The following is a 26,308-nucleotide window of genomic DNA, read 5'->3' as shown; positions in this document are numbered from 1 at the left end:
CGCTAGAATCCAACGGGCGCTGGAATCGCGCAGGGATCGCCCATGGATTACACCGGATACACGCGCAAGTTTCCCAACAACCGCCCGCTGAATGCGTTTGAACGCGAGCACCGCCTGCTGCAGAAGAAGCGGCTGGATGTCGTGCCGTTGGCGCAGCTGTGCGTGGTGAAGATGAATTCGAACGGCCTGGTTTCGGTGGATCGCTGGTTCGCCGCGCGTGGCTTTGCAGCCCTGCTGGGCGCGATCGGCATTGCCTTTGGGCTGGGCGGCATGCTGATGCTGCTCTGGTCGCTGGTCGTGAACAGGCTACCCAACGAAAACGGCCTGTGGGAGGCGATATTCATCGGCATGGCGATGCTGGCCGCCTTCACTGCAGCGAGCATCTGGGTGGCTTGCCTCGAGCTGTTCCGCTGGACCTACTATCCGATCGCGCTCGATCGCAAGCACCGGCAGATACACGTGTTCCGGCTGGATGGCACCACCCTCAGCGTGCCCTGGGACCGGGTCCATTTCACGCTGGGCCGCGGAACCGGAACCTTCGGATGGTACAACTGGGATGTCCGCGGACTGATCCTGGACGCGGATGGCGTGACAGTACGGGAGACGTTCGCGTTCTGCATCGCGACCTCCCGCATCGAGAACGCGCATGCCCACTGGGAGTTCCTGCGGCGCTACATGGAAGAAGGACCGGCAGCCGTCGTGGACGCGGTGCACTGCTGCATGCCGCTGGACGGCAAGCGCGAGAGCTTCGCGTCCGGCAAGGAGCGCATCTTCGCCGAAGACGCGCGCCTCCCGGGTTTCATGTGGCTCACGATGCTGCCACTCAACTACCTGCACACGATCATGCGCTGGGTGGTGATGCAGACCAGCAGGATTCCGCGGTTTCCACCGGACATCGAGGCGCGCCTGACACCGGACGCCGGTGATCCCTGTGTCCGCGACGCTTCGATGAATCCACCGGACCTGCGATGACCCATCAGTGCAAAGGCAGCTTCAGTACCGACGGCGCGTTCGCCGGTGAACTGAAGGTTACCGTGCCACCCAACTGGCTGATGCCCGCATAACGCAGGTCCACCGTGTCCACCACCAGGGTCAGGCGACTGCCGGCCGGCACCTCCCAGCTGCTGGCCTCCAGCCGCAGGTCGATGGTCTTCGCCTGCCCCGGCGTGGCACCCCGCAGCGTATAGGGCTTGTGACTGATCAGCTGGCCATTGCCCAGCACGTCCTCGGCATAGAGATAGGCATACAACGTGGTGTCGGCGCGGCTTGGCGTGACCGTCATCCGCACTTCCGGCGCGCCATCCAGACGGCGCGCACTCCAGTAGATCGGCCCTTGCCAGACTCCCGCGGCGTTGCGTCCGACGAACGGCACATACGCGCCCGGTGGCAGGTTGATCATCTGCAGCGCGCCGGACGCCATCACCACGCCGGAGTTGGCGGCCGTCAGCAGGCCGCTGCCGATGCGGTAGCTCCAGCCGGTGCCGCCACCGTTCGCCACCAGTCCACCGGTGGGTTGTAACAACCCGCTCGGCGCGGTCAGCCCGTAGCTTACGGCGCCGGTAGAGGTGGCCTGCCAGTCCGGATAACGGCTCCAGCTGCCCTTCTGCGACTTCAACTGCACCGCCGGCTGGCGGTCGATGCCATTGGCCACGCCCTTGAGGTAGTGGTCGAACCAGTCGCCCACCGCGGCATAGACTTCATTGGGAATGCCGAGCGCACCGAAGGCCTCGTTGAGGGCGTGGTCGCCATGGCGCAGCTGCAGCTGCTTGGGGCCCTTCAAACGGTTGAAGAAGTCCACCAGCTGGCCCGGCGGGAACAGGCTGTCGTTGAAGGCGTTGGCGAGGAATACCGCGGGTTGGTTGGCATTGATCTCATCAAGGCTGCTGGCCGGGCTGCGCTGTGCCGCTACCGGCAGCAGCGAGTCCACCGCCCCCTGGTAGTTGCCGACCAGCACATTGCCGTTGATGGTGGCCAGCTCCGCCCCGGGGCGGCCAGTGGCCAGGCCGGCTGCCACCAGCAGGGCGATGCCCTGTGCGCTGGGCGTGTCATGGCTGTAGAGCGACGCCTGCAGGTCGGCCCAGCCGCTCAGCGCGGCAACGGCCTTGATGCGGGGGTCGCGTGCCGCCGCCAGCAGGCTGGTGCCGGCCCCGTAGGAGATGCCCGAGACACCGATCCTGGCCGGATCGGCCCGGGTGTTGGCCAGCGCCCAGTCGATCAGCGCACTGACGTCTTCGACCGTTGCGGGCCCGGCGATGTCGATGCTGCCGCCGGACTCCCAGAAGCCGCGCGAGCTGTAGCTGATGACCACATAGCCGCGCTGCGCCAGCGACTGTGCCACGCCCACGTACTCCACGCTGGGCACTGCCCAGCTGCTGGGCATCACCAGCAGCGGATAGCGGCCACTGCCGGCATCCTGGGGTTCGATGACGAAGGCCCCGAGGGGCGTGCCATCCCAGCTGGGGATGGTGCGATGGGTGGTCTTGACCGTGGCCGCCAGGACCGTGGGCGCCAGCCCGGTCAGCAGGATCAACAGCAGCAGAACCTTGCGCATCGTTGTCTCTCCCCGTCGGTGGTGGTGCAACGGATCGGACCGTACCAGTGCGAATGGTGGGCGGCACCTTGCGACGCAGCATGGCGCTTTCGAACCAGGCGCCCGGCTGGATCGATGCAGGACCACATTCAGGCGCGGTGGATCACCCACGCCACCAGGCCTGCAAGTGGCATCAATGCAAGTGTGCCAACGACGCCCAGGCATCCGGACGCCCCGCGGTGCGGCGCGGAAGCCTGTGGATGCGATCGCAGCCAAGCGGCATGACAGGCCCTGCAGTAGAAGCGCTGCTTCCCGGCGCGCCAAGCGCCACGGGTACGTTCGTCATGGAGGGCGGCGTTGCCGCAGCGCCCACACTTGAAACTGCGATGCGGCGGGCGTCTCTGCCGACGCAGCGCAGCCACGATTGCAACCCCGATCAGCGCAGCAGCAGCGCCCCCTGCAAGCAGTTCACTGTTGATCATTCGCCTTGCTCGATCCTGCGGTTTCCGGTCCTGCTGCGCAGGATATCGAGTCGTACACCCCCTGCGCTACGACGCCCTAGCACGCGCGCATGTCACCCACGCGCCGTGTGATCTGACACCTCTCCAGTGCTTGCGGGCGGTCACAGCTTCGTCTTTTCGTCGTTGACCGAAAGACGACAGCTTGTGACGCTTACGACACCGCAGGGCCTCCACAGCCCAACAACGCGGTCACGTCCCACCGCAATCCGCTGCACCCGACTCCGCACCGTCTCCCCGTGACCTCGCCCTGCCAGGTCGTGGCGGACGGCTGCGCCCTGAACTTCTGCTGGAGAACCGCAATGCGCCTTGCAAGCTTCTTCTTCGCGTTCGTCCTCAGTGCCTTCGCCAGCGCTGCCCAAGCCCAGGTCGTCACCCTCAACAAGGGCGGCTTCGTGCTCACCTACGACTGCAGCATCCACAGCGCCACCCGCTACGAATACACCCTGACGGCAGACACCGGTTCGGCCGCGCGCCCGTCCAGCTTCTACAAGGATCCGGACCTGCCGGCAGGCAGCCTCGGCCAGACCAGCACCGCCTCCTACGCCAGCATCACGTCCGGCTATGACCGGGGTCATCTGGTGACGTCCAATCACATGGACTACAACGCGACCTACATCCGCCGCGCCAACTACATGACCAACATCGTTCCGCAGGTCTCCAGCTTCAACCAGGGCATCTGGGTGAAGGCCGAGAACGTGGCCGAGTGCTACCGTGACATCGCACCGGTGGATGTCTATGGTGGCGTGGTCTACGGCGACGCCTCCAACGACTATTTCCTTTCCAGCCACGGCATCCCGACGCCGGAGTTCTTCTGGAAGACGATCATCACCCGTGATCCGAACACTGGCACGGCCAAGGCGATCAGCTGGATCATTCCCAACGAAGCCAATCTGGGCAGCCTCGACAGCTACCTGGTGACCATCGCCGATCTGGAGGAGCTGTTGGGTGCGAGCTACGTTGCGATCAACGCACCGGCCTCGCTGAAGAACATGCTGCCGGCCAGCACCTGGCCGCAGCCGGCGGGGTGTGATCTGGGCTGACCGGTCTGCCGGGAATGGGTGGCACCCGGTCCGGGTGCCACGCAAGGATGGCTGTGGGAAAATGGCGGGCAATTGCACCACCGCATTGCCCCCTGGAGCTGTAGATGTCCTGTTTCCCCTTCGATGCCGTGCTGTTCGACTGCGACGGCGTACTCGTCGATTCCGAGCCGCTGGTCGCCCGCGTTCTCTCGGAAATGCTGACCGCACGCGGCTGGCCGCTGACCCCGGCGCAGGCGGGTGAAGTCTTCCTCGGGCAGTCCGTGGCCCATCTGGCAGGGCTGATCGCAGAGCGCACCGGCAAGCCGTTCACCGAGGAATGGCTGGAGGAGTTCCGCCAGCAGCGCAACCGGGCGCTGGAACGGGATCTGGAGCCGATCCGGGGGGCGCCCGAGGCCGTGCGTGCGATCGCCGCAGCGACCGGTGGCCGCATTGCCTGCGCGTCCGGTGCCGACCTGATCAAGGTGAAACTGCAGCTGGGCAAGGTCGGCATCCTCGATGCATTCGGCGACCACGTCTACAGCGGCCAGGACATGCCGAACACCAAGCCGCACCCGGACGTCTATCTGGCGGCCGCTGCCGCGCTGGGTGTGGATCCGAAGCGCTGCGCGGTCATTGAAGACACCGTGACCGGCGCGACCGCCGGCGTGGCGGCAGGTGCCACCGTGTTCGGCTTCAGCGAGGGCGGCCCGCACCACAGCACACCCGAAGCTCTGCGCGCGGCCGGTGCCCAGGTGATCTTCCAGCGCATGGAAGATCTTCCCGCACTGCTGGCGGCCTACGCCGCCGACGCTGCCGCCTGACCCGGCGTCAACCCGCAGCGCCCTGCCCGGCGCTGCGGCACCTGCCGCTGTAGTGCAGCGCAAACAGGTACAACCCGGTGAACAGTTGCAGGAACAGCGGCGGCAGCGGCGCATAGGTGATCCACGCTGCAGGTTCGCCCTGCCCCAGCCCGCGAACGGCGAAGTTGGCGATCACCGCCAGGGTGAACACGATCGAGGTCCAACGATGCACGGGCCGTGCCCAGCCACCGCGGCTCATTGCCGGCGCCTCGCTTCGGAACGGGCTTCGATCATCTTCCAGCCATTGCCTGACGGGTCACGGAATCCGGCGTCGACGGCGCCATAGCGCTCGATCGGCTCCTGGGTGAATTCCACGCCCTGTGCCAGCCATTGCGTGTAGCGCGCCTGGCAGTCATCCACGGCCAGCACCAGCGGCGGCATTGCGCCCTTGGCCACCAGCTGCTGCAGCGCAAGTGCGGTAGCGGCGTCGTGGGTGGGCGGGCCTGGCACGAACAGGCCCAGCTGGAAACCGTCCTGGCCCGGGCTGCGGACCGTCAGCCATCGGTAGCTGCCATTGCGCACGTCGGTATGCACTTCGAAGCCGAGCTTGCCGACGTAGAACGCCAGCGCCTCATCCTGGTCGCGCACATACAGGCCGACCGTGTTCACAGTGTTCGTCATGGGACCTCCCTCAGGTGGGGTCCACGTTAGCAACCGCCTCGCGGCGGCGCTTCTCCAAAACTGCGATCTTCAGGTCCGGGCGCTGCGCGGCGCGTGCATGGCATTCCGGAACGCTGGCCGACGCCGCCCGGATTGCACGCTCACGCTCACGCACATTGCCCGGGCTGTCACCGGTGATGTCACGGAAGATTCGGCCGAAGGTACCCAGGCTGCTCCACCCGGTTTGCGCGGCGATTTCGGTGACCGGCAACTCGGTGTCACGCAACATCGCCACGGCCCGTTCGATGCGCCGGCTAAGGAGATAGCGGTGCGGTGGCAGCCCGAAGGCCTGCTTGAACGAGCGGGCGAAGTGCGCCGGCGACACTGCACTGACCTCGGCCAGGCGCGCGACCGGCCATTCCTCATGGCTGGCGCGGTCCATCCGGTCCTTGGCACGCAGCAGGCGCCGCAGCAGTTCGGGGCTCTGGTTCATGGCACCACCGCCTGGGCCAGGTAGTGGCGTGCCGCGTGCCGCGCCTCAGCGGCCTGCTCGACCAGCCAGTCACGCAATGCAATCACCTTGGCACTGCCATTTCGCGCCGTGGGTGCCACGAACCAGAAGCTGCGACCGTCGCTGGCGACACCCGGATGCGCCTGCACCAGCCGCCCGCTGTCCAGCTCGGCCTGGAAAAGGATCGGCGAACCAATGGCGATGCCTTGCCCGGCGATCGCGGCGCCGACATCCAGATGCTCGACGGCAAAGGGCGCGACGAAACTCTCCGGTGCCGGCGGTGGAATGTGCCCGTGCGCGGCAAACCACAGGGCCCACCAGTCCGGCCGCCCGAGCAGGGGAATCTCCAGCGCGCTGCTGCCCAGCCCACGCGCCTCGTGCAGCAGCGCCGGCGCACACAACGGTGTGAACACGCTGGGAAACAAGGGAGTTGCCTGAAGACCCGGCCATTCGCCCTGGCCATTGCGGATGGCGGCATCGAAGTGACCGGCGGCCAGATCCTGCGGCGCTGCCGACAGGTCCAGTTCCAGCACGAGCTGCCGGTGGCGGGCACGGAACGTGCCCAGTCGCGGCGTCAGCCAACTGGTGCCCAGCGTGGGCAGCACGGACAGGCGCAGTCGCGCCGCATCCATGTCTGCGGCGCGCATGAAGCTGGCGCGCAGTGCATCGAATGCCCGGGTGGCCTCCTGGGCGACGCTGGCACCCGTCGCTGTCAGTTCTACGTGCTGTGCATGGCGCAGGAACAGGCAGGTACCGGTCTGGGCCTCCAGCCGCCGCACGTGGTAGCTCACCGATGCCGCACTGGTGTCGAGCTCTTCGGCGGCACGCGCGAAGCTGCCCAGCCGCGCCGCCGCCTCGAAGGCACGGATGGCGGCAAGCGATGGCAGCTGGCGTTGGGTGACCATAAGTGTGACTTAGCCTGAGCCCCGATATCTGCGTGGTCAATCCCCCTGGTACGCGCAACGATGGAGGCACCTTCGACAGGGGATCACGCACATGGATCGACGGCAGTTCCTGGCCACCCTGGCCGCCGCGGCGGCATCTACGGCGCTGCCCTCCGGGTGGGCCCTGCCCAGCCACAGCGAAGACTGGAAATGGTTGCAGGGCAACTGGCAGGTCCGGCACCGACGCCTGAAGGAGCGCCTGGTCGGCGATACCCGATGGGAGTCCTTCACCGGTTCCAGCGCGGTCTGGCTCACCCTGGGCGGACTCGGCACCATCGATGACAACGTCATGGCGCTGCCTTCGGGCCCCTACAGGGGCCTGGGCGTGCGTGCATTCGATCCGGTGTCTTCCACGTGGTCGATCTGGTGGATCGATGGTCGCAACCCTGCCCATATCGAAGCCCCTGTGCGCGGCGCTTTCAAGGGCGATGCCGGCAGCTTCCGCGGCACCGACCGGATCGACGGGCGCCCCGTCGAGGTCTGGTTCCGTTGGCATGACATCCACGGCGAGGAGCCGTGGTGGGAACAGGCGTTCTCCGACGATGCCGGTGCGCACTGGGAAGTGAACTGGCGCAACTGGTTCCGCCGCACTGCTGCGGTCCCCTCTCCGCTTCCGAAGCTGCCGGATGCACCGGGCGATTTTGATTTCCTGGTGGGCCATTGGAACGTGCGCCATCGTCGCCTGCGCGCTCGGCTGGCAGGCAGCGATGCATGGGACGCGTTCAACGGCACCCTGCACAACTGGCCGGTCCTGGGAGGATTCGGCAACGTGGGTGACAACCTGATGGACATGCCTGGAGCGCCGCTGCGAGGCATGGGCATCCGCGCCTGGAATGCGGCGGAGCGGCACTGGCTGAGCTGGTGGCTGGATGGCCGGGAGCCAACCCGGATCGGCGCGCCACTGCGTGGTGGTTTCCATGCCGGTGTCGGCCGCTTCTTCGGCGAAGACCAGCACGACGGTCGAACAATCCAGACGCGGGTGATCTGGTCACACATCACCCCGCGTTCGGCGCGCTGGGAACACGCGGCCTCGACCGATGGTGGACGCAGTTGGGAAACCAACTGGGTCAGCGACTTCGAGCGACAGGCATGAAGGCGCTGCTGGCCGTGATGCTGCTGGTTGCTGCGTCGCCTCCCGCGTCGCCATCCAGGGTGCTGCGGATCGTCGGCCCCGCCGAGCGCTTTGCCCCGGGCGTTGCATCCACGCTATACGACGAGATTCGACTGACCTTGAGCCCGGACGGAAAAACCGCACTGTGGTTCAGCCGCAACCGGCCCGGCGGGCCGGGTGGGTATGACATCTGGGTCTCCCGCAACGATGGGCAGCGCTGGCGGCCGGCGATGCCGGTGCCGTTCAACTCGCCGGGGCGCGACTTCGATCCCGCTTTTTCCGCCGATGGCCGCGTGGTGTATTTCTGTTCGGATCGCGCAGGCGGCCTGGGCGGCGACGATCTGTACCGGGTCAGCATTGGGAGCGACGGTCGATTCGGGAAGCCGGTCAATCTTGGCCCGGCAGTGAACAGCGTGGCCGATGAGTTCGCGCCGATGCTCTCGCCGGACGCAGCCACGCTGCTGTTCTCCAGCGATCGCGCAGGCGGTGCGGGTGGCCATGACCTCTACGTCGCAGCGATGGTCCGTGACATGGCGCAGCCGGCACGGCCGCTGCCGGGAGACCTCAATACCGCAGCGCAGGAGTTCGATGCCACCTTCCTGGGCGACGGCCGGACGCTGGTGTTTGCCCGCGCCCTGGACTTCGGCAGTGCACCGGTACGCCAGTTCATCGCCTACGAGCGTGGAGGCCGTTATGACGCGGGCCTTGCATTGCCCTCCCCCTTGAACGAGGCCTCCGGCGACAGCTACGGCGCGATGCTGGATGGCTCGCAACCCGACACCTTGACCTATTCGGCGCGGCGCGCGGACGGTGCAGGGTTGGACCTGTACCGCATCCGCTATCGGATGATGCGCCCTTGAAGGCAGATGTTGTCGATTTTCCGCGCCCCGGTTCGTCGAGAGGATGACTCCCCCAGGAGAAAACGCAGATGGCCTCACACCAGTCCCTTGCCTGCGCCTGCGGCCAGGTACGCCTGACCGCCACGGGCCAATCCATTGCCACCGTCGAATGCTGCTGCGACAGCTGCCGCAAGGCCGGCGCCATGCTGCAGTCGATGCCCCGAGCCCCGGACGTGCTGGGCCCGCACGGCCAGACGCTCTTCGTAATGCACCGCAAGGATCGCGTCAGCATCGATGCCGGGCATGCCATGCTGCGTGCCTTGCGATTGTCCAGCAGGGGCGGCAGCCGCCGCGTGCTGGCCGGCTGCTGCAATACGCCGCTCTTCCTGGAGTTCAGCGGCGGCCCTTGGTTGAGCCTGTATGGCCTGTTGTGGCCGGCATCGACAAGACCTGCAGTGGAGATGCGGACCATGGTCAGTGATCTTCCTGATGCGTCTGTGCTTCCTGACGATGTGCCGAACCTGAAGACCCGGTCGCTGCGCTTCTATGCGCGGTTGATGAAGGCGTGGATCGCCATGGGCTTCCGCAGCCCACGCATCGAGGTCGCGGGAGATACCCATGCCTGAGCCAGGACGGATCGAGATCGAAAGCATCACCACGCCCGGGCACATCCAGCGCGTGGATCGCGCCAAGTACCTCGCCATGCGCCATGCCCTGCTGCGGGCGCTGCCCGCGCAACCGCCCGGCCTGACCGTCGCGCAGGCGAAACAGGCACTGCTGCCACACCTGCCCGCCGCGCTGTTCCCGGCAGGTGCCACCGCCGGCTGGTGGTTGAAGGCCGTGCAGCTGGACCTGGAAGCCAAGGGCGTGATCGAGCGCGTCGCGGGCAAACCGGTGCGCCTGTTCAAGCACCTGGCGGCCGGCTGATCAGCGCTGTGCAGGCAGTTCCAACCGGTGCTTGCGGCACAGGCGATACACCGTGACCCGCGATATCTGCATCTGCCGCGCGCACTCGGAGACGTTGTAGCCGGTCTGGCGCAGGGTCTGCAGCAGTACATCGCGCTCGGCCTGGCCGCGTGCATCGTGCAGCATCGCCGCGGGCAGGGCCGCTACCGATGCGCCCAGCTCCAGGTCACGCTCACTGATCAGCTCGCCTTCGGCCATGATCGCTGCACGCTGCACACGGTTCAGTAGTTCGCGTACGTTGCCGGGCCAGTCGAAGCGCCGCATCGCCTGCAGTGCGGCCGGTGCGAAGCCGCGTGCACGCACGCTGTGGCGCAACCGGAAGCAGCGCAGGAAGTGCTCGGCCAGCAGCTGCACGTCGGCACCGCGCTCGCGCAGCGGTGGCATCAGCAGGCGCAGCACGTTCAGGCGGTAGTAGAGATCGCTGCGGAACCGCCCCTGCGCCACCGCGTGTTCCAGTTCGACGTGGGTCGCGGCAAGTACCCGCACGTCCGCGCGCAGCGGCTGGCTGCTGCCCACCCGCTCGAAGGTCCCCTCCTGCAGCACGCGCAGCAGGCTGGTCTGCGCTTCTGCCGGCAGATCGCCTACCTCATCAAGAAACACCGTACCGCCATGGGCGGATTCGAACACACCGATCTGCCGCTTGTCGGCACCGGTGAACGAGCCACGTTCGTGGCCGAACAGCTCCGACTGCACCAGGCTGGCCGGAATCGCACCACAGTTCACCGCAATGAAAGGCCTGCCGGCGCGCCCCGACAGCGCATGCAGCGCATGTGCAGCCAGTTCCTTGCCTGTACCGGTTTCGCCGGTGACCAGCACCGGCAGTTCCACCGGCGCGAACTTGTGCAGCACCGTGCGCACCGCATGCAGCGCGGCGCTTTCGCCAATCAGCGCGTGCGGTCCGTGCCCACCGCAGGTTGCGTCGACAGGCGGATCATCCGCATCGAACTGCTGGCGCATTGCGCAGACCAGGTCCTGAAGGCCGAACGGCAGCGTGAAGCGCGCGCCACATCGCTGCAGCAACGGCAGCCAGGCCGGCGATGTGGGTCCGGCGCCCGGTGGCAGTACCGCCAGCCAGGGCAGATGCTGGTGCTGCTCGATCCACGGTTCCAGCAGCTGCAGCGACGCCGCATCGAGATGGCGCAGATCGAGTACGGCGAGCAATCGATCGCGCCCACGCAGGCCTATCGCCATGGCGGGATCGGGATGGATGCTGCGCACATGCCAGCCTGCTGCCGCCAGCGCACTGCGCTCGTTCGCCAACGGCTCGCCAAACCAGAGCACGCAACGTGACGTAGAAGCCTCCGGGACCGCTGCCATGCTTCCCCCAGCATCCGGACACCGTCGGCGGACTGTCAGGCAATCGCCGGCGTGCCGCCCCCCCGCCGGGACCTCTACGGCCACCGGGGCGGCCTTTGTTGGGCGGATCCTAGCGCTTCCCTAAACGGCGGTGCAATGAGCAATGCGTCAAGAAATTCGTGGCTGAACCGGCACCGTTGCAGACGGCGGCGCCACCTGTAACACGCATGCAACAGTTGCCCGCCGCCCTTGCCCTGCGGTGCCTGGGGCTTCGAAATCCCAACGATTCCCCGACGTGCCTGTAACACCGTGGCAGCAGCACGGTCAGGTGCTGCACGGTCCCGACATTGGCGGCTGGGCACTTCCAGGTTGGCACGGTTGATGCGTGGTTCCGCCGCACCCATCGCGGGAGATCGGCATGGACGGCACCACCCTGGTTCGCGGCCTGGCCGCAGCACTGGCAATCGCCCCGCTGTTGGTTGGCACGGGCGCATCCGCGTCCGGCGCCCGCCAGGGCGTGAAGGCACAGCCGGGCGAAATCGTCCTGTTGCGGGACGTCTCCGCGCGGCCGGCCTATCGCATGGCACCACCGGGCATGGCCCTGATTGCCGACCCGAAGCCACAGCGCGAGATCGCCACCGCATTGGGCGCCGGTGGCACGACGAACGGCATGGACGAGTTGAGCGATGAGGACTATGCCGGCATGGGTGCCGGCCAGGCAGCGTCCGTCGCGACACCGGGCGGCACTACCGTTGAACGGGTCACCCAGCAGGCCCTGGGCGGCACGCTTGGCCGCGGTGGTGATGGCATGGTCGGCAGCAACCTCGGGGGCGCCATGAGCGGTCCGCTCGGTGCGGTCGGCAGCAGCACCCGCGGTATCGCCGATACCGTGCGCGGCGCACTGGCCCAGTTCCCCCTGCAGGGCACGGCCCCGGCAGGTGGAAAATGAAGGCCCTGCACGGCGTGCTTCTGCTGCTCGCTGCCGCGCCCTGGGCGACCCGGGCCGATGACTACGGCGGCATGCTCGCCTATCTCGACGTGGCCCGCATCGACGGCCACGCACTGGCCGGGGCGAATGGGGCCATCGCCGTCAACCAGGCCGCCGGCGACCTCAACGTGCAGGCCAACCTGCGGGGTATCGCCAAGGGTGATCGCGCCGACGTGGCGATCAATGCCCGGCAACTGCAGCAGGGCAACCGCGTGCTGTCCGGGCCGCTGCAGGCCACCGCGTTCATTGGCGGTGACGCACTGGCCGGTGCCAGTGGCATCGCATCCATCAACCAGGCCAGCGGCATCGCCAACACGACGCTCAACGTCGTCAGCGCGACGCTGGCCCGACAGGGCATACGCGAAACCGACGATACGGCCTTGGCCGCCGAGGGTTCCGCGTTGGCAGGGGGGCGGGACGACACCGGTTACGGCGTCGCGACGGGCACCCGCAGCGCCGGTGTAGCCAGCACCGCACTGCGGGGATTCGACGGGGTCCTGCAACTCAATCAGATCGCGGGCAACGGCAACGACACGGCCAACGTACTGGGCCTGGTCGTGCAGGACCGCCCGTGACAACCACCCAACCGATGCACCACCTGATGAGAGAGAGGGCACCATGAAAGCGACCGTCAAAAAGACCATGCTCGCCATGGCGATTGCCACTGCCTCGACCGCCGCTGCGGCCAATGGCTGGGACAACCAGAACGCCAACGCGAACATCAACCACAACCACACCGTCAGCGAGACCCGCAACGACACGCACAACCACACCGACAACGACGTGCGCAACCGCACTGTCAACGTCAACGTGCAGAAGCACAGCAACATCCAGGCCGACGAACGCAAGGAAAAGAACAACCACGGCGTCGACGTGAACCTGGAGAAGGACCTGCGCCTGAGCACCGACATCAATTTCTCCGGCGACCCGAACATCACCGGCGACATCGACCTCGACTCGGCGGCCATTGCCGTGATCGACAACCGGCAGTCGATCAGCAACAACGCCACCAGCAACAGCCTGGTCACCAACAGCGCGTCGATCGGTGACAGCGTCGGTGCCGGTGCCTCGGGCAATCTGGACTTCAATGTCGTCTCCGGCGACAACAATGCGCAGGACAACGCGGCCTCACTATCTGCGGCCGATGCGTCCTTCAGCTTCGGCATGGCCGACGCCGAGGTGTTCGTCAACCAGGCCGGCTTCGGCAACGCCACCATGAACTCCGGTGTCACCAACGCCGCAGGTCTCAGCGGCAACGCCTTTGGCGGCGCGTCCGGCAACATCGGTGTAAACATCGCCTCGGGCAACAACAATGAGCAGAAGAACGCGCTCGCGGCGTCGGTAGCGACCACGGCGGTGGCCCAGTCGAGCATCAGCTCCAACCAGGTCTCCACCGGCAACACGGTCAGCAACGCCGGCTTCGTGCAGTCCTACACCGATACCGTGCAGGTCGGCATGCGTGGCGGCGTCAGCGGCCTGACACTGGCCTATGGCGCGGGCACCTACCGCGGCACCGGCAACGCCTACCAGATGGCCAACTACTACCTGGATACGTGGAGTGGCGAGCTGCCGCACCCGGGTGGCAACAGCACCGGCCATATCGATCTGGACAACCAGATCCAGAACGCCACGATGAACCCCAACCGGCCAGGGGTGGGCGGCCTGGGCTTCGATACGCGTGAGAGTGGCACCAGCCAGTTCGTCGAACTGGGCGTGGCTGACCTGTATGCCAGCCTCAGCGGCACGGTCAGCACCACGCGGTGGGTGAACGTCAATGCGACCAACACCTCGGCCTTGTCCGGCAGTGCCTTCTCGGGCGCCTCCGGCAACATCGGCGTGAACGTTGCTGCGGGCACCGGCAACCTGCAGGCCAACAGCCTGGCCCTGGCAGTCGCCCAGCCCAGCACCGGCGGCGGTGGTGGCAGCGGCGAGTAAGCGCAACACCCCGGCCGTCCGCCAATGGCCGGGTCCCCGGGAGCCCCTGTTCCTCCTCCCCCTTGGAACGGGGGCTCCCCCCTGCTGCCGGAGAACGTAGATGATCCGTTGCCCTCCATCGATGCGCCTGCTGGCCTGCCTGTGGCTGCTGGGCACCGCATGGGCGTGGGCCGGCGAGGTCCACTTCGCCGGCGTGCTGCCCAACGGCGCGCTGCTGCAGCAGAAGGTCGAAAGCATGCAGGAGCGGCGCTACCGCAACGTGGTGCGCCAGCACACCGATTACAGCTGCGGGGCAGCCGCATTGGCGACCATCCTGCGCCATGCCTATCACCTGCAGACCGACGAAGCGACGGTGATCGAAGGAATGATGGGGGTTTCCGATCCAGCGCTGGTGGCCGAACGCGGCTTCTCCCTGCTCGACATCAAGCGCTACGTGGAATCGCTGGGCATGCGTGGCCGGGGCTACCGCATCGATGAAACACGACTGCGCACCCTTCGCGTGCCAGGACTGGTGCTGATGGACGTGCGCGGCTTCCGCCATTTCGTGGTGCTCAAGCAGGTGCGCAACGGCATCGTGGAAGTGGCTGACCCGATCCTCGGCAACCGCAGCCTGGCGCTGCCGGAGTTCCTGGCCGCCTGGCCATCGCGCGCGGTCTTCGTGGTGATCGGCAGCGACTTCGATCGCAACACCGTTCTTCTGCAACCCAGCGAACGGCCAAGCGCCCGCGCGCTCTACGCGCGGCAAGGGCCGATCACCGATGCCGAACTGGTCGACTTCGGCTTCAGCCACGCCGACCTGTTCTGAGGAGGTACGACCATGTTCCGTCAACACGTATGGATGGCTCTGCTGCTGATGGCCCCTGCCCTGCCCCTGCAGGCCGCCGACGGCAGGACGGGGCGTGGACTCACGGAAATCCCCGACCCGGAGCTGAGCCTGATGCGGGGGCGCTACACCGTGGGTGGCAACAACGTTGCCTGGTTCGGGGTCACCATGGTGTCGCAGTGGCAGGCCAGCAACGGCACGACCCTGCAGGGCAGCCTGACCCTGGGCATGGACTTCCGTGGTGCTGGCGCGCCGAAGCTCAGCTTCCAGCCCAGCGTGAATGTCACGGCAGCCGATGCGCCGCTGCCCGATACCCACGGACGCAGCATCGACAGCAGCGGCCTGGCCAATGCCAGCGGCCTGGTGCAGAGCGTGCAGGTGGCCGGCGATGGCAATGTCGCGCGCAACGTCACCACGCTGACCGTCCGCGAGGGTGGCGTGCCGGCTGTTCTCTCTGATGGCGCAGGCAACGTCACCGCGCAGCCGGCCGGCGCCAGCGCGACGGCCGTGCTGGAAGGCAACCAGGCACACCTGCTGCTGCAGGTGGATGGCCAGGGGCTGGTGCAGCAGTGGATCCGCAATGGCAGCGTCGGCCAGGGCATCGCCCTTACCGGTGACGGCCAGATCGCCAGCAACCAGCTGCGGCTGGAGCTGGTGCGCAACGCCGTGGGCGGCAACCTGCCGTTGAGCCAGAACGTGGCCCAGGCGATTGCGTTGAACCGCGGCATGGGGCCGGGCCAGTAGCAGGGCCTGGCATTGGGGGAAACGCTCCACAACGCAGGACACGAACATGCACACCCTGATGAGGATCACCCCGTTGGCGCTGGCGGCGCTGGCGGGCACCGCCCTTGCCGTGCCGCCGACGCCTGACGATGGCGCAGACGTGCAGGCCCTGGCCAACCAGCTGGAACAGCTGAAAGCCAACTACGCACAGGAAGTGCGGCGGCTGCGCGAACTGGACATGCAGGTGCAGGCCATGCAGGCACGCTTGGGCGGGCGGGTTGGCCCAGCCTCGACCCCACCTGCCGCGCCATTGGCGCAGGCGGCGGCCGCCGCGGTTCCACCGAGCAGCGAGGGCTACGCCAGTACCGCTGCCGAGGCCCAGCAGGCCAGGCAGGAGTCGCGGCGCAGCGTGGACGACGTGAAGCAGCAGCAATCGGCCCTGTTCTCGCGTCGCTTCACCATCGAGAACAGCCTCACCTACGCCCGCTATGACCGCAAGCAGCTCACCCTCAACGGCTTCCTCGCGTTGGACGCCATCTTCCTCGGCAATATCGCCATCGAGAACGTGGAGTCCGACTCGCTGACCTATAACGTGGCGGCCCGCTGGGGCGTCAGCCCGAACCTGACCCTCAACCTGGATGTGCCCTACCTGGCGCGGCGCACCGTGTACCAGAAAGGCGGCGCCGGCGGTGCAGCGGCCGCCATCGCGCAGGAGCAGACCAACGGCAACGGCCTGGGCGACATTGGCCTGAGCGCGAACTACCGGCTGTTCGGCGAACGCGGCTGGCGCCCTGAGACCGTGCTCACGGCCGGTGTCACCGCCCCCACCGGGCGCGCGCCCTACGGCCTGGACTGGAAGGTGATCGAACGCGATGACGACGACTACATCCGCTTCGCCGTGCCGCGCGAGCAACCCACCGGCAACGGCGTATGGCAGGCCAACCTCGGCCTGTCGATGGTGAAGACCGCTGACCCGGCCATCCTGTTCGCCAACATCGGGTACGTGCACTCCATCCCTCGCGGCTTCAGCGACATCGACAGCAATCCGGATACGGTCAACCCAGGCGACGTGAAGCTGGGCGGCTCGGTGTACTTCGGTGCTGGGGTGGCCTTCGCATTCAACGAGCGGACCAGCCTGAGCCTGTCCTTCAGCGACCGCATCAGCGCCCGCGCCTCCACCCGCTTCCAGGGTGGCAAGTGGATGAAGGTGATCGGCAGTGACGCCAATGCGGCATCACTGAACCTGGGCGTGACCTATGCGTTGAACCAGCACACCACGCTGGTGACGTTGCTGGGCATCGGACTGACCCCGGACGCACCGGACTTCACGCTGGCGTTCAAGATTCCTTACATGCTCTAGCGGCCACTGCCCATGGCATGATGGGCGCTCTGCGGCCAGCGGACGTCCATTATGCGCATCGGATTCCTGGGACTTGGAGTGATGGGAACGCCCATGGCGGCCCATCTGGCTCGCGCAGGTTACGAGGTATGCGGCTGGTCGCGCTCCGACCGCAACCATGCGGCCGCGCGCACCGCCGGCATCAACGTCTGCGAGGCGGTGGACGAGGTATTCGCGGCCTGCGACACCCTCATCCTGATGCTGGCCAATGACGATGCCATCGACAGCGTGCTCGATCGGCATGGCGCGGCGTTTGGCGAGCGGGTCGAGGGCCGCCTGCTGATCAACATGGGTACCAGCTCGGCAGCGTACTCACAGGCGCTGGCCGAACAGATCCGTGCCGCGGGCGGCCGCTACGTGGAAGCGCCGGTGTCTGGCTCACGCGTGCAGGCCGAAGCGGCGCAGCTAGTGATCCTGCTGGCCGGTGCCGATGTCGACCTCGCGGCAGCCGCCCCACTGGTTGCACCGATGGGCAGGCAAACGGTGTGCTGTGGTGCAGTGCCGTCCGCACTGCGCATGAAACTGGCGGTGAACCTGTACCTGATCACCTTGGTCACCGGCTTGGCCGAAGCGGTGTACTTCGCCGAAGCACACGGCATCGAGCTTGACCGCTTCGCGCAGGTGCTCAACGCAGGGCCGATGGCCAGCGAAGTATCGCGAATCAAGCTGGACAAAATGATCCGTGGTGACTTCAGCGTGCAGGCGTCGATCACCGACGTGCGCAAGAACAGTGGGCTGGTAGCCGCTGCCGCCCATGAGGTGGGCATGCATGCGCCCTTGATCGACGCCAGCGACGCGCTGTTCGCACAGGCACTGGCGTCCGGATCGGGGGCGCTGGACATGGCGGCCGTGCTGCAGGCGGTACGGGCCGGGCCAACCGGCACTGGCCGGCGCTGATCCGGATTCATGTTCCGGCACTACTGCCGTCCTCCACCGCTGCTATATTCAGTCCAGCTCGGCAGGCATGGTGCCTGCCCTCGAATCACAGGGAGTTGGACATGGGTCTGGTACAGGCGGTGAAGGGGGCGGTTGGCGGTGTGCTGGCCGACCAGTGGAAGGACTTCTACACCGTGCCGGCGGGCCTGCCGTCCACGGCCGCCCTGTTCGCGGCGGTGCCGCAGGGCACCAATGCCGGCCGCGGCTCCAACACCAGCGGCTCGTCCAACATCATCACCAACGGCTCGAAGATCATCGTGCCCGAAGGTTACGGCCTGCTGCTGCTCCAGGACGGCGCGATCACCGCATTCGTCGCCGAACCGGGTGGCTACGAATGGCGTTCGGACGACCTGAACTCGCAGTCGATCTTCGCCGGCGACGGCCTGGTCAGCACCTTCATCAAGCAGAGCTGGGAACGCTTCAAGTTCGGCGGCCAGCCGGGCGCGCAGCAGGCGGCCTACTTCGTCTCGCTGAAGGAATTGCCGGACAACCGCTTCGGCACCCAGTCGGAAATCTACTGGGACGACGGATTCCTCAATACCCAGGTCGGTGCGATCACCCGCGGCTCGTACACGCTCAAGATCGTCGACCCGATCCTGTTCGTGAAGAACTTCGTGCCGGCCAGCTACCTGCGGCCGGGCCAGGTGTTCGACTTCACCGATCTGGACAACGCCGCTGCCAGCCAACTGTTCAATGAAGTGGTCGGTTCGCTGGCCCCGGCCTTCAGCCTGTATACCAACGATCCGGGCAAGGGCAACCGCATCACCAAGCTGCAGCAGGACTCGCTGGGCTTCGCGCAGAGCCTGTCCGCCGCCGTCGAGCAGGGTTACCAGTGGAAGTCCGACCGCGGCCTGGCCATCGTCAAGACCGCCATCGTCTCGATCGAGTACGACGCCAACACCCGCGAACTGCTGAAGACCGTGCAGCGCGCCGATGCGCTGTCCGGTTCGCGCGGCAATTCCAACCTGCAGGCCAGCGTCGCCCAGGGCATCCAGTCGGCCGGCGAGAACGGCGGTGCGGCGGGCCTGGTCGGTGTCGGCATGGCCTCGGGCATGTTCGGTGTGGGCGGCATGCAGCAGCCGGTCACCCCGGCTGCGGATGACCCGGTGGCCAAGCTGAAGAAGGCAAAGGAAATGCTGGACCTGGGCCTGATCACCCAAGGCGACTATGACGCCCTGAAAGCCAAGGCACTGGGCCTGTAACAGCGGAACGCACAACCCACATGTCCGATCCCAGAAACGGCCCACCGCCGCTGCCCGGATCCGTGCCCGCGACGCCGCCGCCCCTGCCGGCGGCGTCGTTGGATGGGCCCGGTTCGCCGCAGGACGTCCCTCCCCTGCCCGGCAGCTTCCCGCTGGACACGTCGACTCTGCCACAGGCCATCCGCGATGAAGTGGAAGCGCCCGATCCTGTGGCCATCGATACCTCGGCCAGCGAGCTGAAAGACGGTCTCAACCGCTGCCCGAAGTGCGGCGCCACCGACATCCGGCCCAAGGCCGGCACCGATATCCTGGTCTGCCTGTACTGCCGTCACGAATGGCATGGCGCGCGCGTGGAGGAGGAATTCGGGCTGGGCGAGGCCATCGACCAGCTGCGCGGTACGGTCATCGCCTCCGGCGCGCGTGACATCGACGCCGACACCTCGGCGTTGATGACGTTCAAGTGCACCGGCTGCGGTGCCGAGGTCACGGTCAATACCGAAAGCACGATGACGGCGCGCTGCCACTGGTGCCGCCACGTCTTCGGCGTCAACGAACAGATCAGCAATGGCGCCGTGCCCGATGCGGTGTTGCCCTTCCACATCAAGAAGGACGATGCGGTCGCGCGTATCCGCCAGTTCGTCGACAAGCGCCGGATGTTCGCGCTGAAAGCGTTCAAGGACCAGTTCACCCCGGAAAACGTGGTGGGCGTGTTCCTCCCCTACATGATCGTCGACAGCAAGGTAAGCGCGGCCGTGGCCGGCAAGGGCGAGATCAAGACGCGCGAGTACACGGTGGGCAGCGAGAAGAACAAGCGCACCCTCTACGACGCCGATGTCTACCAGGTCGAACGCCAGGTCGATTTCACCGTTGATGACCTGCCCCTGGAATCCTCGGCCGAGCGCGGCAATCTGGATACCCGGGCCAACACCAACAACATCATCAACACCATCCTGCCATTCGACACCAAGAACGCGGTGAAATGGAACGCTTCGTACCTGGCCGGCTTCACCTCTGAAAAACGCAATCTCGACGTGGAAAAGCTGCGGCCGCGGCTGGAAGACCAGCTTCTGTCGATTGCCCGCGCACAGGTGGAAGGTTCGGTGAGGCGCTACAACCGTGGCGTGCGTTGGGAACAGGAACAGCTGGAGGTGCATGGAACACGCTGGGTGTCGATGTACCTGCCGGTGTGGTTGTACTCGTATCACCAGCCCGGAAAGAACGGCGGCATGTTGCACTACATCGCGGTGAACGGCCGTACCGGCGAAACCATGGGCAGCGTGCCCGTGCAGCAATGGAAGATGCTGCTGGCGGCACTGGCCACCGGCACCATCATTGAAGCCCTCGCAATTGCCTTCCTGGTAGCATCGACATGAGCGACGACAGTGGACTCTGGCTGTTGGCGGCAGGTCCAGCCGGCGCGACCGCGCTGTACTGGGCGCTGTACCGCTATTACCGCAACACCGACAAATCGCATTCCTTCGAGCACGAGACCGAAATCGAGGCACAGCCCGTGACCGGTTCGGACCAGCAGGTGGGCCGGGTCACCGGCACCGAGGAAAAGCGCATCCGCGGTGACAACGTGTACGAGTACCGGAAACGGGTGGTAAGGGTGAAACCCGACCCGTAGCGCCAAGCCATGCCTGGCTGCGGGAGGTGCCGGCCGCGGGCCGGCATTCCTTCGGCTCTGGGCGTCAAAGGGGAGCCGGCCAGCGGCCGGCACTACCCTTCAGCGGACAGCACCTGTTCTTGGCTGGCTTGCCTCAGGGCGCGCCCTCACACCGTCTCCCACCCCACCGGTTCGATACTCGCGCGATCCACCCTTCCGAGGATCCTGCGATGGCTGCTCTGCTTGCCCGTAGCTGCCTGTCGGCGCTGTACTTCCTGGCCCTGCCCGCCCTTGCCCAGGACGCTTCGTCCGGCTTCGGCGAACAGACCACCCACACCGACCAGACCACGCAATCCAGCAGCACCCAGACCCAGACCAGTGGTTCGATGACCACGCAGACCACCACCAGTGGCAGCTCCCAGTCCGAGTCGCGCACCGAAAGCAAGGAGATCGACGTGGGCTTCGGTTTCCACGACGACAACGACGACTGGAACCATGACCGCCACCGCGGCGACCGCGATGTGCGCGACAGCGATCTGTTCGGCAGCTGGACGCTGGGCCAGGAGAACGGCAGCACCTGCACCATCGAGCTGAAGAACAGTGAGTGGTTCGGTGGCTACAGCGCCTACGTGCCTGCCGGCTGCCCGGACGGCTTCTTCTCGGCCAACCGCTGGGTACTGTCGGGCAACCAGCTGCTGCTGACCGATACCAGCAATACGGTGTATGGGCGTTTCCGCGCGTCGGGCAGCGGGCGCTGGTCGGGGTTCCGCGAGTCGGATGGAGCCCGGCTTTATCTCAATCCCAGGGGCCGTTGACCGCGACGTGCACGCGATGGGCACGGGCAGACCGCGAAGATCAGCCGTCTACCGTGCCCCGCTGCTGACATGTCCGCTCCCACCGGTTCCCGCCTTGTCATCTATGCCGCGCTCGCGGGCAACCTCGCCATTGCGATCGCCAAGTTCATCGCCGCCGGTATCTCCGGCAGCTCGGCCATGCTCAGCGAAGGCGTGCATTCGCTGGTCGACACCCTCAACGAGGTGCTGCTGCTGTACGGGCTGCGCCGCGCCGGCAAGGCGCCGGACCCGGTACATCCGTTCGGCTATGGCCGCGAACTGTACTTCTGGAGCTTCATCGTCGCCCTGCTGGTGTTCGCTGCCGGCGCCGGTGTGTCGGCCTACGAAGGTATCCAGCACATCCGCCAGCCGGAGCCGGCCACCAACCACGCGTTGAGCTACAGCGTGCTGGGCATCTCCATCCTGTTCGAGGGTGCCTCCTGGTGGGTGGCGCTGCGCGAGTTCCGGCGTACCAAGGGCAAGCTTGGCTACTTCGAAGCCTTCCGCCGCAGCAAGGATCCTTCCACCTTTACCGTGCTGCTGGAGGATAGCGCGGCCCTGCTGGGCCTGGGTTTCGCACTGATCGGGCTCGTGGCCGCACAGATCCTGGACATGCCGGTGCTTGATGGTGTGGCGTCGCTGTGCATCGCGGGCGTGCTTGCCGCCACCGCCTTTCTCCTCGCACGCGAAACCAAGGGACTGCTGGTGGGTGAGCCGGCCCACCCGGCGGTGGCCGATCGGATCATGGCCGTGGCGGAAACCGATCCAGACCTGCGCCGCGCCAATGGCGTGACCACCATGCAGATGGGCCCGGAACAGGTCGTGGCCATGCTCAGCGCCGAGTTCGAGGATGACCGGCGGACCCCGCAGATCGAAGCCTGCATCACCCGCATCGAAACGGCGGTGAAGCGCGAGTATCCGGAACTGGTGGCACTGTTCATCAAGCCACAGACGCCGGAGGTCTATGCCGCACGGAGAGCCGCACTGGCCGCCGGTCCTGCGCAGCAATGACACTGCGTCTGCGCCCGTTTCACCTGCCTGATGCCACAGTGCCATCACCGTTTGCCCGAGCCTGCCTCTACCGTGCCGGATTGGTTGCCTGCCTCTCTTCAGATCCTCCCTCGCAGCTTCTACCGGCGCCCGCCCGTCGAGGTTGCGCCCGAGCTGCTCAACAAGCTCCTGGTCCGTGACGATGGCCGGGCCGGTCGCATCGTTGAAGTCGAAGCCTACGCGGGCAGTGTCGATCCGGCCGCACACTCCTATCGCGGGCAGACGCCGCGCACGGCCAGCATGTTCGGTGAGGCCGGCCACCTGTATGTCTATTTCACCTACGGGATGCACTGGGGCAGCAACGTTGTCTGCGGCGAAGTGGGTGAAGGCGTGGCGGTGCTGCTGCGGGCCATCGAGCCGCTGCTGGGCCTGGAGCGCATGCGCGAACTGCGCCCCGCTGCGCGCCGCGACCACGATCTGGCCAGCGGGCCCGGCAAGCTCTCGCAGGCCTTCGGGCTGGACCGCAGCTTCGACGGCGCTGATCTGGTGACCGGCAACCACGGCATTGTCATCGTCAGCGACGGCGTGCCGCCGCCGGAGGATCCAGTGGTCGGGCCCCGCATCGGCATCACCCGCGCTGTTGATTTCCCCTGGCGTTGGCACGTCCGTGATCATCGTCACGTATCGATACAGCCACGCCGCGCTCTCTCCCCGGCGAGGAAACGATGATGACCCCGCTCGACAAACCGCTGCGACGCGAACTGGACATCGATGGCCAGCCCTACACCCTCATCGTGGACCCCGAAGGACTGAAGCTGGTTGAAAAGGGGCGCCGCAAGGGCATCACGCTGCGCTGGCAGGACCTGGTGTCCGGTGATGCCGCGCTGGCTACCGCCTTGCAGGCATCGCTCCGGCAACACTGAGTCGGCGCGCGCGCCTCACGCCGGCATCACCCTGCCATGGCGATACATAACGCCGCACGCACTACCGTGATCCAAGACAGCCGCCGCAACCGCCCTCGCCACCCAGCCCTGAAAAGCGCCATGGACGAAGCCGAACGACTGCTCGAAATCGAACGACTGCACCTGTTGGATACGCCCCCGGAGCCGGTGTTCGATGCCATCGTCGCCGCCGCCCGCGCCGCGACTGGCCTGACGATGGGCCTGATCACCGTGGTGGCCGAAGACCGCCAGTGGTTCAAGGCCAACATCGGCCTTGAGGGCGTCAGCGAGACGGCTCGCGAAATTTCCTTCTGCACCCATGCCATACGCCAGGACGAGCTGTTCGAGATACCCGATGCGCGCCAGGATCCACGTTTCTCCACCAATCCGCTGGTGACAGGTGGGCCGCGCATCCGCCACTACGCTGGCATCCCCCTGGGCTCGGCGCACGGCGCACGTATCGGCACGCTGTGCCTGCTCGACCCGATGCCCGGCGTGCTGTCCCCCTCCCAGCGCGAACTGATGGTGCATCTGGCGCGGGTCACCACCCAGGTGCTGGAACAGCGCAGTACCCTGATGGCGCAGGTGGGCCAGGCGAAAGCGCTGCAACGCGAGCTGAAACGCAGCGAAGACTTCCTGGAGCGCACCAACCGCGCGGCGCGGGTGGGCGGCTGGGAGATGGACCTGGTCACCAACGAAGTGCGCTGGACCCGCGAGACCAAGCAGTTGCACGGCGTGCGCAGCAACTTTGAACCGACGCTCGACACCGCGCTGTCGTTCTATCGCGAAGACAGCCGCAACATCATCCGCGCGGCAGTGCAGCGTTGCATCGACGAAGGCACGTCCTGGGAGGTGCAGCTGCCAATGACGACCGCCGACGGGCGCGCGATCTGGACCCGGGTGGTCGGCAGCCGGCAACAGGTCGACGGCCATCCGCGCCTGGTCGGGGCCATCCAGGACATCACGGACGAGCGGGCCGCGCTCGACGCGCTGGAAGCCAGCGAAACCCGCTACCGGCGACTGTTCCACTACAGCCTGGGCCTGATCTGCACCCACACGCTGGACGGGACATTGACCTCGGTGAATCCGGCGGCGGTGCAGTCGCTGGGCTTCGAGGAAAGCCAGATGATCGGGCGCAGCCTGTGTGACCTGATGCCACCGGAAAAGCGCGAGGGCTTCAAGGCCTACCTCGCCCGGATCCAGGCAAACCACACCGACGCTGGCGTGATCGAGCTGATTGCCGCCGATGGTACGCGCCACTACTGGGCGTACCACAACGTGCTCGACAACGAAGCCAGCCCGCCCTACGTGCTGGGGCATGCGCAGGACGTCACCGCGCTGAGGATGCAGGAGCAGCAGCTGCGCGACATGTCCTTCAAGGATCCGCTCACGCAGTGCTACAACCGGCGTTACCTGCACCGGCTGGATGAACTGATTGACGAGCGCTGGGCGTGCGTGATGTTCGATCTGGACCATTTCAAGCACATCAACGACACCCAGGGCCACCGCCGTGGCGATGCCGTGCTGGTCGAGTTCGCCACCTTCCTGCGCTCGCCGCTGGGCAAGGACGAGACCGTGGTAAGGCTGGGTGGCGACGAGTTCATGGTGGTGCTGGTCGCGCCAGCGAATGGCCGCCTGAGCGAACTGGAGCATTGGTACCAGGACCACGCCGCGCTTTCGCCCAGCGCGTTCTCGATGGGTGCGGCCATCAACACGCCCGGCGAACCCGTGGCCGACACCATCCAGAAGGCGGACAGCCGCCTGTACCGCACCCGCGCGCGGGTACGCCGCGAGCGGCGCGAAGACCCGGCCGCACGCTGATCACGCCCTGACCGTCACCCAGGCTGGCGCGTGGTCGCTGGCCTTTTCCTGCAGTCGTACCCAGCGGTCGACGCCGGCATCCTTCAGTCGCCCCGCCAGTATCGGATTCAACAGCAGATGATCGATGCGCAGCCCACGGTCGCGCTCGGCATGTTGGCGGAAATAGTCCCAGAAGGTGTAGATCGTGGCGTCGCCGTGCACCTTTCGCAGCGCATCGGTCCAGCCCTGCGCGAGCAGCCGCTCGAAGGCATCGCGAACCTCGGGCTGGAACAGCGCATCGCGGCGCCAGGCCTTGGGGTCGTAGACGTCGGCTTCGTTGGGAATCACGTTGAAATCACCCAGCAGCAGCGCCGGGTGCGGCAGCTCGACCAGGCTGCGCGCATGCCGGATCAGGCGTTCCATCCAGCGTAGCTTGTAGTCGAACTTCGGCCCGGGCTGCGGGTTGCCGTTGGGCAGGTAGAGGGCACCCACGATGACGCCGTGCACCGCTGCCTCAAGGTAGCGACTCTGCGTATCCTTGGGTTCGCCCGGCAATCGTCGGCGGCTCTCGACCGGCATGGTGCCCCGGGCCAGCAGCGCCACGCCGTTCCAGCGCGCCTCACCCTGCCAGAGTGCACCGTAGCCGGCCTCTTCCAATGCCGCAGCGGGAAACGCGGCGTCGGTGGCCTTCAGTTCCTGCAGGGCAACCACGTCCGGCGATTCCCTGTGCAGCCAGTCCAGCAGCTGCGGCAGGCGTGTGCCGATGCCGTTGACGTTGAACGTCGCAATACGAAGCGTTTTGCGGCGGGGCATGGATAAAGGTTCCTCGACGCAGCGGGACGAGCATTCACTCTGCGCGCCCAGGCATGCAGGGACCGTGGATGCCACGTCATGATGCGGTGCCGTCCGGTTCACGGACCGCTGCCATGTCGCGC

Annotated in this window: 29 protein-coding genes and 1 pseudogene; 23 read left to right on the top strand and 7 right to left on the bottom strand. The window is 66.6% G+C overall.

What is annotated here, in order from left to right:
• The first annotated feature begins 141 nt into the window (after positions 1 to 141).
• Positions 142 to 972 (top strand): DUF6708 domain-containing protein, encoded by an 831-nt coding sequence (locus ACTXG9_RS01045; RefSeq protein ID WP_245151402.1) that lies wholly within the window; start codon positions 142 to 144, stop codon positions 970 to 972.
• A 4-nt stretch (positions 973 to 976) separates the two neighbouring features.
• On the opposite strand, the gene ACTXG9_RS01040 is transcribed toward ACTXG9_RS01045, so the two are convergent.
• Complete coding sequence (locus ACTXG9_RS01040) at positions 977 to 2,551, bottom strand: S15 peptidase family protein (RefSeq protein ID WP_111098479.1); 1,575 nt, start codon at positions 2,549 to 2,551, stop codon at positions 977 to 979.
• 799 nt (positions 2,552 to 3,350) lie between these two features.
• Here ACTXG9_RS01040 and ACTXG9_RS01035 point away from each other — a divergent pair.
• Together ACTXG9_RS01035 and ACTXG9_RS01030 are read left to right on the top strand one after the other, a co-directional pair.
• The gene (locus tag ACTXG9_RS01035; RefSeq protein ID WP_456115482.1) at positions 3,351 to 4,091 is read left to right on the top strand and encodes a DNA/RNA non-specific endonuclease; all 741 of its coding nucleotides are present in this window, start codon (positions 3,351 to 3,353) and stop codon (positions 4,089 to 4,091) included.
• Positions 4,092 to 4,195: 104 nt separating this feature from the next.
• On the top strand, positions 4,196 to 4,891 hold the full coding sequence (locus ACTXG9_RS01030) for an HAD family hydrolase (RefSeq protein WP_134729206.1): 696 nt from the start codon (positions 4,196 to 4,198) through the stop codon (positions 4,889 to 4,891).
• A gap of 7 nt (positions 4,892 to 4,898) precedes the next feature.
• Here ACTXG9_RS01030 and ACTXG9_RS01025 read toward each other — a convergent pair whose 3' ends face one another.
• Genes ACTXG9_RS01025 through ACTXG9_RS01010 form a run of 4 tightly spaced genes read right to left on the bottom strand, consistent with a single transcriptional unit; the run spans position 4,899 to position 6,946 of the window.
• On the bottom strand, positions 4,899 to 5,129 hold the full coding sequence (locus ACTXG9_RS01025; RefSeq protein WP_021202364.1) for a hypothetical protein: 231 nt from the start codon (positions 5,127 to 5,129) through the stop codon (positions 4,899 to 4,901).
• On the bottom strand, positions 5,126 to 5,551 hold the full coding sequence (locus ACTXG9_RS01020) for a VOC family protein (protein WP_005409768.1): 426 nt from the start codon (positions 5,549 to 5,551) through the stop codon (positions 5,126 to 5,128). Before ACTXG9_RS01020 ends, ACTXG9_RS01025 begins: the two co-directional genes overlap by 4 nt.
• Positions 5,552 to 5,561: 10 nt before the next feature.
• Positions 5,562 to 6,023: a helix-turn-helix domain-containing protein gene (locus tag ACTXG9_RS01015; protein WP_111098482.1), complete on the bottom strand. Its 462-nt coding sequence runs from the start codon at positions 6,021 to 6,023 to the stop codon at positions 5,562 to 5,564.
• A complete protein-coding gene (locus tag ACTXG9_RS01010; RefSeq protein WP_021202361.1) occupies positions 6,020 to 6,946 on the bottom strand; it encodes a LysR substrate-binding domain-containing protein in 927 nt (308 codons plus the stop codon). Before ACTXG9_RS01010 ends, ACTXG9_RS01015 begins: the two co-directional genes overlap by 4 nt.
• Before the next feature lie 91 nt (positions 6,947 to 7,037).
• Here ACTXG9_RS01010 and ACTXG9_RS01005 point away from each other — a divergent pair, with 91 nt between their 5' ends.
• The 4 genes from ACTXG9_RS01005 to ACTXG9_RS00990 all read left to right on the top strand — a co-directional run bounded on the left by ACTXG9_RS01005 (position 7,038) and on the right by ACTXG9_RS00990 (position 9,862).
• A complete protein-coding gene (locus ACTXG9_RS01005) occupies positions 7,038 to 8,078 on the top strand; it encodes a twin-arginine translocation signal domain-containing protein (RefSeq protein ID WP_111098483.1) in 1,041 nt (346 codons plus the stop codon).
• Positions 8,075 to 8,956, top strand: coding sequence for a TolB family protein (locus tag ACTXG9_RS01000; protein WP_111098484.1), 882 nt, complete (start codon positions 8,075 to 8,077; stop codon positions 8,954 to 8,956). The genes ACTXG9_RS01005 and ACTXG9_RS01000 overlap by 4 nt, the downstream gene beginning before the upstream one ends.
• A gap of 68 nt (positions 8,957 to 9,024) precedes the next feature.
• On the top strand, positions 9,025 to 9,561 hold the full coding sequence (locus ACTXG9_RS00995) for a GFA family protein (protein ID WP_456115481.1): 537 nt from the start codon (positions 9,025 to 9,027) through the stop codon (positions 9,559 to 9,561).
• Positions 9,554 to 9,862 carry a DUF6958 family protein gene (locus ACTXG9_RS00990; protein WP_111098486.1) on the top strand — a complete coding sequence of 103 codons (309 nt, stop codon included), beginning with the start codon at positions 9,554 to 9,556 and terminating at the stop codon, positions 9,860 to 9,862. The genes ACTXG9_RS00995 and ACTXG9_RS00990 overlap by 8 nt, the downstream gene beginning before the upstream one ends.
• Here the strand turns inward: ACTXG9_RS00990 and ACTXG9_RS00985 are convergent, their stop codons facing one another.
• Complete coding sequence (locus tag ACTXG9_RS00985; RefSeq protein ID WP_111101926.1) at positions 9,863 to 11,218, bottom strand: sigma-54 dependent transcriptional regulator; 1,356 nt, start codon at positions 11,216 to 11,218, stop codon at positions 9,863 to 9,865.
• 397 nt (positions 11,219 to 11,615) lie between these two features.
• Here ACTXG9_RS00985 and ACTXG9_RS00980 point away from each other — a divergent pair, with 397 nt between their 5' ends.
• From ACTXG9_RS00980 to ACTXG9_RS00905, 16 genes and pseudogenes are all read left to right on the top strand, one after another.
• Complete coding sequence (locus ACTXG9_RS00980) at positions 11,616 to 12,146, top strand: hypothetical protein (protein WP_197575001.1); 531 nt, start codon at positions 11,616 to 11,618, stop codon at positions 12,144 to 12,146.
• The gene (locus ACTXG9_RS00975; RefSeq protein ID WP_111098489.1) at positions 12,143 to 12,760 is read left to right on the top strand and encodes a hypothetical protein; all 618 of its coding nucleotides are present in this window, start codon (positions 12,143 to 12,145) and stop codon (positions 12,758 to 12,760) included. The genes ACTXG9_RS00980 and ACTXG9_RS00975 overlap by 4 nt, the downstream gene beginning before the upstream one ends.
• Positions 12,761 to 12,803: 43 nt before the next feature.
• Positions 12,804 to 14,120, top strand: coding sequence for an adhesin (locus ACTXG9_RS00970; protein WP_456115480.1), 1,317 nt, complete (start codon positions 12,804 to 12,806; stop codon positions 14,118 to 14,120).
• Positions 14,121 to 14,220: 100 nt separating this feature from the next.
• A complete protein-coding gene (locus ACTXG9_RS00965; protein WP_134729190.1) occupies positions 14,221 to 14,925 on the top strand; it encodes a C39 family peptidase in 705 nt (234 codons plus the stop codon).
• Between the two features lie 12 nt (positions 14,926 to 14,937).
• Positions 14,938 to 15,687 (top strand): hypothetical protein, encoded by a 750-nt coding sequence (locus tag ACTXG9_RS00960; RefSeq protein WP_197574998.1) that lies wholly within the window; start codon positions 14,938 to 14,940, stop codon positions 15,685 to 15,687.
• 46 nt (positions 15,688 to 15,733) lie between these two features.
• Positions 15,734 to 17,026, top strand: coding sequence for a transporter (locus tag ACTXG9_RS00955; RefSeq protein ID WP_111101922.1), 1,293 nt, complete (start codon positions 15,734 to 15,736; stop codon positions 17,024 to 17,026).
• Between the two features lie 45 nt (positions 17,027 to 17,071).
• Positions 17,072 to 17,545, top strand: a pseudogene (locus tag ACTXG9_RS00950) (NAD(P)-dependent oxidoreductase); the annotation flags it as partial.
• On the top strand, positions 17,534 to 17,962 hold the full coding sequence (locus ACTXG9_RS00945; RefSeq protein ID WP_306341177.1) for an NAD-binding protein: 429 nt from the start codon (positions 17,534 to 17,536) through the stop codon (positions 17,960 to 17,962). The pseudogene ACTXG9_RS00950 and the gene ACTXG9_RS00945, both read left to right, overlap by 12 nt.
• 101 nt (positions 17,963 to 18,063) lie before the next feature.
• The gene (locus ACTXG9_RS00940; RefSeq protein ID WP_111098493.1) at positions 18,064 to 19,203 is read left to right on the top strand and encodes an SPFH domain-containing protein; all 1,140 of its coding nucleotides are present in this window, start codon (positions 18,064 to 18,066) and stop codon (positions 19,201 to 19,203) included.
• Between the two features lie 20 nt (positions 19,204 to 19,223).
• Positions 19,224 to 20,576, top strand: a complete 1,353-nt coding sequence (locus ACTXG9_RS00935) for a TFIIB-type zinc ribbon-containing protein (RefSeq protein WP_456115479.1) — start codon at positions 19,224 to 19,226, stop codon at positions 20,574 to 20,576.
• Entirely contained in the window at positions 20,573 to 20,830 is a 258-nt protein-coding gene (locus tag ACTXG9_RS00930; RefSeq protein ID WP_005409784.1) for a hypothetical protein, read from the top strand. Before ACTXG9_RS00935 ends, ACTXG9_RS00930 begins: the two co-directional genes overlap by 4 nt.
• A gap of 209 nt (positions 20,831 to 21,039) precedes the next feature.
• Positions 21,040 to 21,624 carry an AprI/Inh family metalloprotease inhibitor gene (locus ACTXG9_RS00925; protein ID WP_021202346.1) on the top strand — a complete coding sequence of 195 codons (585 nt, stop codon included), beginning with the start codon at positions 21,040 to 21,042 and terminating at the stop codon, positions 21,622 to 21,624.
• Between the two features lie 69 nt (positions 21,625 to 21,693).
• The gene (locus ACTXG9_RS00920; protein WP_111098495.1) at positions 21,694 to 22,653 is read left to right on the top strand and encodes a cation diffusion facilitator family transporter; all 960 of its coding nucleotides are present in this window, start codon (positions 21,694 to 21,696) and stop codon (positions 22,651 to 22,653) included.
• Positions 22,654 to 22,725: 72 nt separating this feature from the next.
• Complete coding sequence (locus ACTXG9_RS00915) at positions 22,726 to 23,361, top strand: DNA-3-methyladenine glycosylase (protein WP_456115478.1); 636 nt, start codon at positions 22,726 to 22,728, stop codon at positions 23,359 to 23,361.
• The gene (locus ACTXG9_RS00910) at positions 23,361 to 23,555 is read left to right on the top strand and encodes a hypothetical protein (protein ID WP_019659790.1); all 195 of its coding nucleotides are present in this window, start codon (positions 23,361 to 23,363) and stop codon (positions 23,553 to 23,555) included. The genes ACTXG9_RS00915 and ACTXG9_RS00910 overlap by 1 nt, the downstream gene beginning before the upstream one ends.
• Before the next feature lie 120 nt (positions 23,556 to 23,675).
• Positions 23,676 to 25,394: a sensor domain-containing diguanylate cyclase gene (locus tag ACTXG9_RS00905; protein WP_134734804.1), complete on the top strand. Its 1,719-nt coding sequence runs from the start codon at positions 23,676 to 23,678 to the stop codon at positions 25,392 to 25,394.
• Here ACTXG9_RS00905 and xth read toward each other — a convergent pair whose 3' ends face one another.
• Entirely contained in the window at positions 25,395 to 26,186 is a 792-nt protein-coding gene (gene xth, locus ACTXG9_RS00900) for an exodeoxyribonuclease III (protein WP_111098498.1), read from the bottom strand.
• Between the last annotated feature and the right edge of the window lie 122 nt (positions 26,187 to 26,308).

The organism is Stenotrophomonas maltophilia group sp. LNF247 (assembly GCF_054083135.1).
The sequence above is the reverse complement of the archived record's forward strand: the minus strand, read 5'-3'. Positions and strand labels throughout refer to the sequence as shown.

Excerpts from the sequence above, each read along its gene's own strand:
- ACTXG9_RS01015 (WP_111098482.1), bottom strand. The coding sequence starts at position 6,023 with ATGAACCAGAGCCCCGAACTGCTGCGGCGCCTGCTGCGTGCCAAGGAC.
- ACTXG9_RS00920 (WP_111098495.1), top strand. The coding sequence starts at position 21,694 with ATGTCCGCTCCCACCGGTTCCCGCCTTGTCATCTATGCCGCGCTCGCG.
- ACTXG9_RS00990 (WP_111098486.1), top strand. The coding sequence starts at position 9,554 with ATGCCTGAGCCAGGACGGATCGAGATCGAAAGCATCACCACGCCCGGG.
- ACTXG9_RS00930 (WP_005409784.1), top strand. The coding sequence starts at position 20,573 with ATGAGCGACGACAGTGGACTCTGGCTGTTGGCGGCAGGTCCAGCCGGC.
- ACTXG9_RS01020 (WP_005409768.1), bottom strand. The coding sequence starts at position 5,551 with ATGACGAACACTGTGAACACGGTCGGCCTGTATGTGCGCGACCAGGAT.
- ACTXG9_RS00945 (WP_306341177.1), top strand. The coding sequence starts at position 17,534 with ATGGGCAGGCAAACGGTGTGCTGTGGTGCAGTGCCGTCCGCACTGCGC.
- ACTXG9_RS00965 (WP_134729190.1), top strand. The coding sequence starts at position 14,221 with ATGATCCGTTGCCCTCCATCGATGCGCCTGCTGGCCTGCCTGTGGCTG.
- ACTXG9_RS00905 (WP_134734804.1), top strand. The coding sequence starts at position 23,676 with ATGGACGAAGCCGAACGACTGCTCGAAATCGAACGACTGCACCTGTTG.
- ACTXG9_RS01005 (WP_111098483.1), top strand. The coding sequence starts at position 7,038 with ATGGATCGACGGCAGTTCCTGGCCACCCTGGCCGCCGCGGCGGCATCT.
- ACTXG9_RS00995 (WP_456115481.1), top strand. The coding sequence starts at position 9,025 with ATGGCCTCACACCAGTCCCTTGCCTGCGCCTGCGGCCAGGTACGCCTG.
- ACTXG9_RS01035 (WP_456115482.1), top strand. The coding sequence starts at position 3,351 with ATGCGCCTTGCAAGCTTCTTCTTCGCGTTCGTCCTCAGTGCCTTCGCC.
- ACTXG9_RS00955 (WP_111101922.1), top strand. The coding sequence starts at position 15,734 with ATGCACACCCTGATGAGGATCACCCCGTTGGCGCTGGCGGCGCTGGCG.
- ACTXG9_RS01025 (WP_021202364.1), bottom strand. The coding sequence starts at position 5,129 with ATGAGCCGCGGTGGCTGGGCACGGCCCGTGCATCGTTGGACCTCGATC.
- ACTXG9_RS00980 (WP_197575001.1), top strand. The coding sequence starts at position 11,616 with ATGGACGGCACCACCCTGGTTCGCGGCCTGGCCGCAGCACTGGCAATC.
- ACTXG9_RS01040 (WP_111098479.1), bottom strand. The coding sequence starts at position 2,551 with ATGCGCAAGGTTCTGCTGCTGTTGATCCTGCTGACCGGGCTGGCGCCC.
- ACTXG9_RS00975 (WP_111098489.1), top strand. The coding sequence starts at position 12,143 with ATGAAGGCCCTGCACGGCGTGCTTCTGCTGCTCGCTGCCGCGCCCTGG.
- ACTXG9_RS00910 (WP_019659790.1), top strand. The coding sequence starts at position 23,361 with ATGACCCCGCTCGACAAACCGCTGCGACGCGAACTGGACATCGATGGC.
- ACTXG9_RS00960 (WP_197574998.1), top strand. The coding sequence starts at position 14,938 with ATGTTCCGTCAACACGTATGGATGGCTCTGCTGCTGATGGCCCCTGCC.
- ACTXG9_RS00940 (WP_111098493.1), top strand. The coding sequence starts at position 18,064 with ATGGGTCTGGTACAGGCGGTGAAGGGGGCGGTTGGCGGTGTGCTGGCC.
- ACTXG9_RS00985 (WP_111101926.1), bottom strand. The coding sequence starts at position 11,218 with ATGGCAGCGGTCCCGGAGGCTTCTACGTCACGTTGCGTGCTCTGGTTT.
- ACTXG9_RS01030 (WP_134729206.1), top strand. The coding sequence starts at position 4,196 with ATGTCCTGTTTCCCCTTCGATGCCGTGCTGTTCGACTGCGACGGCGTA.
- ACTXG9_RS00935 (WP_456115479.1), top strand. The coding sequence starts at position 19,224 with ATGTCCGATCCCAGAAACGGCCCACCGCCGCTGCCCGGATCCGTGCCC.
- ACTXG9_RS01010 (WP_021202361.1), bottom strand. The coding sequence starts at position 6,946 with ATGGTCACCCAACGCCAGCTGCCATCGCTTGCCGCCATCCGTGCCTTC.
- ACTXG9_RS00970 (WP_456115480.1), top strand. The coding sequence starts at position 12,804 with ATGAAAGCGACCGTCAAAAAGACCATGCTCGCCATGGCGATTGCCACT.
- ACTXG9_RS01000 (WP_111098484.1), top strand. The coding sequence starts at position 8,075 with ATGAAGGCGCTGCTGGCCGTGATGCTGCTGGTTGCTGCGTCGCCTCCC.
- xth (WP_111098498.1), bottom strand. The coding sequence starts at position 26,186 with ATGCCCCGCCGCAAAACGCTTCGTATTGCGACGTTCAACGTCAACGGC.
- ACTXG9_RS00925 (WP_021202346.1), top strand. The coding sequence starts at position 21,040 with ATGGCTGCTCTGCTTGCCCGTAGCTGCCTGTCGGCGCTGTACTTCCTG.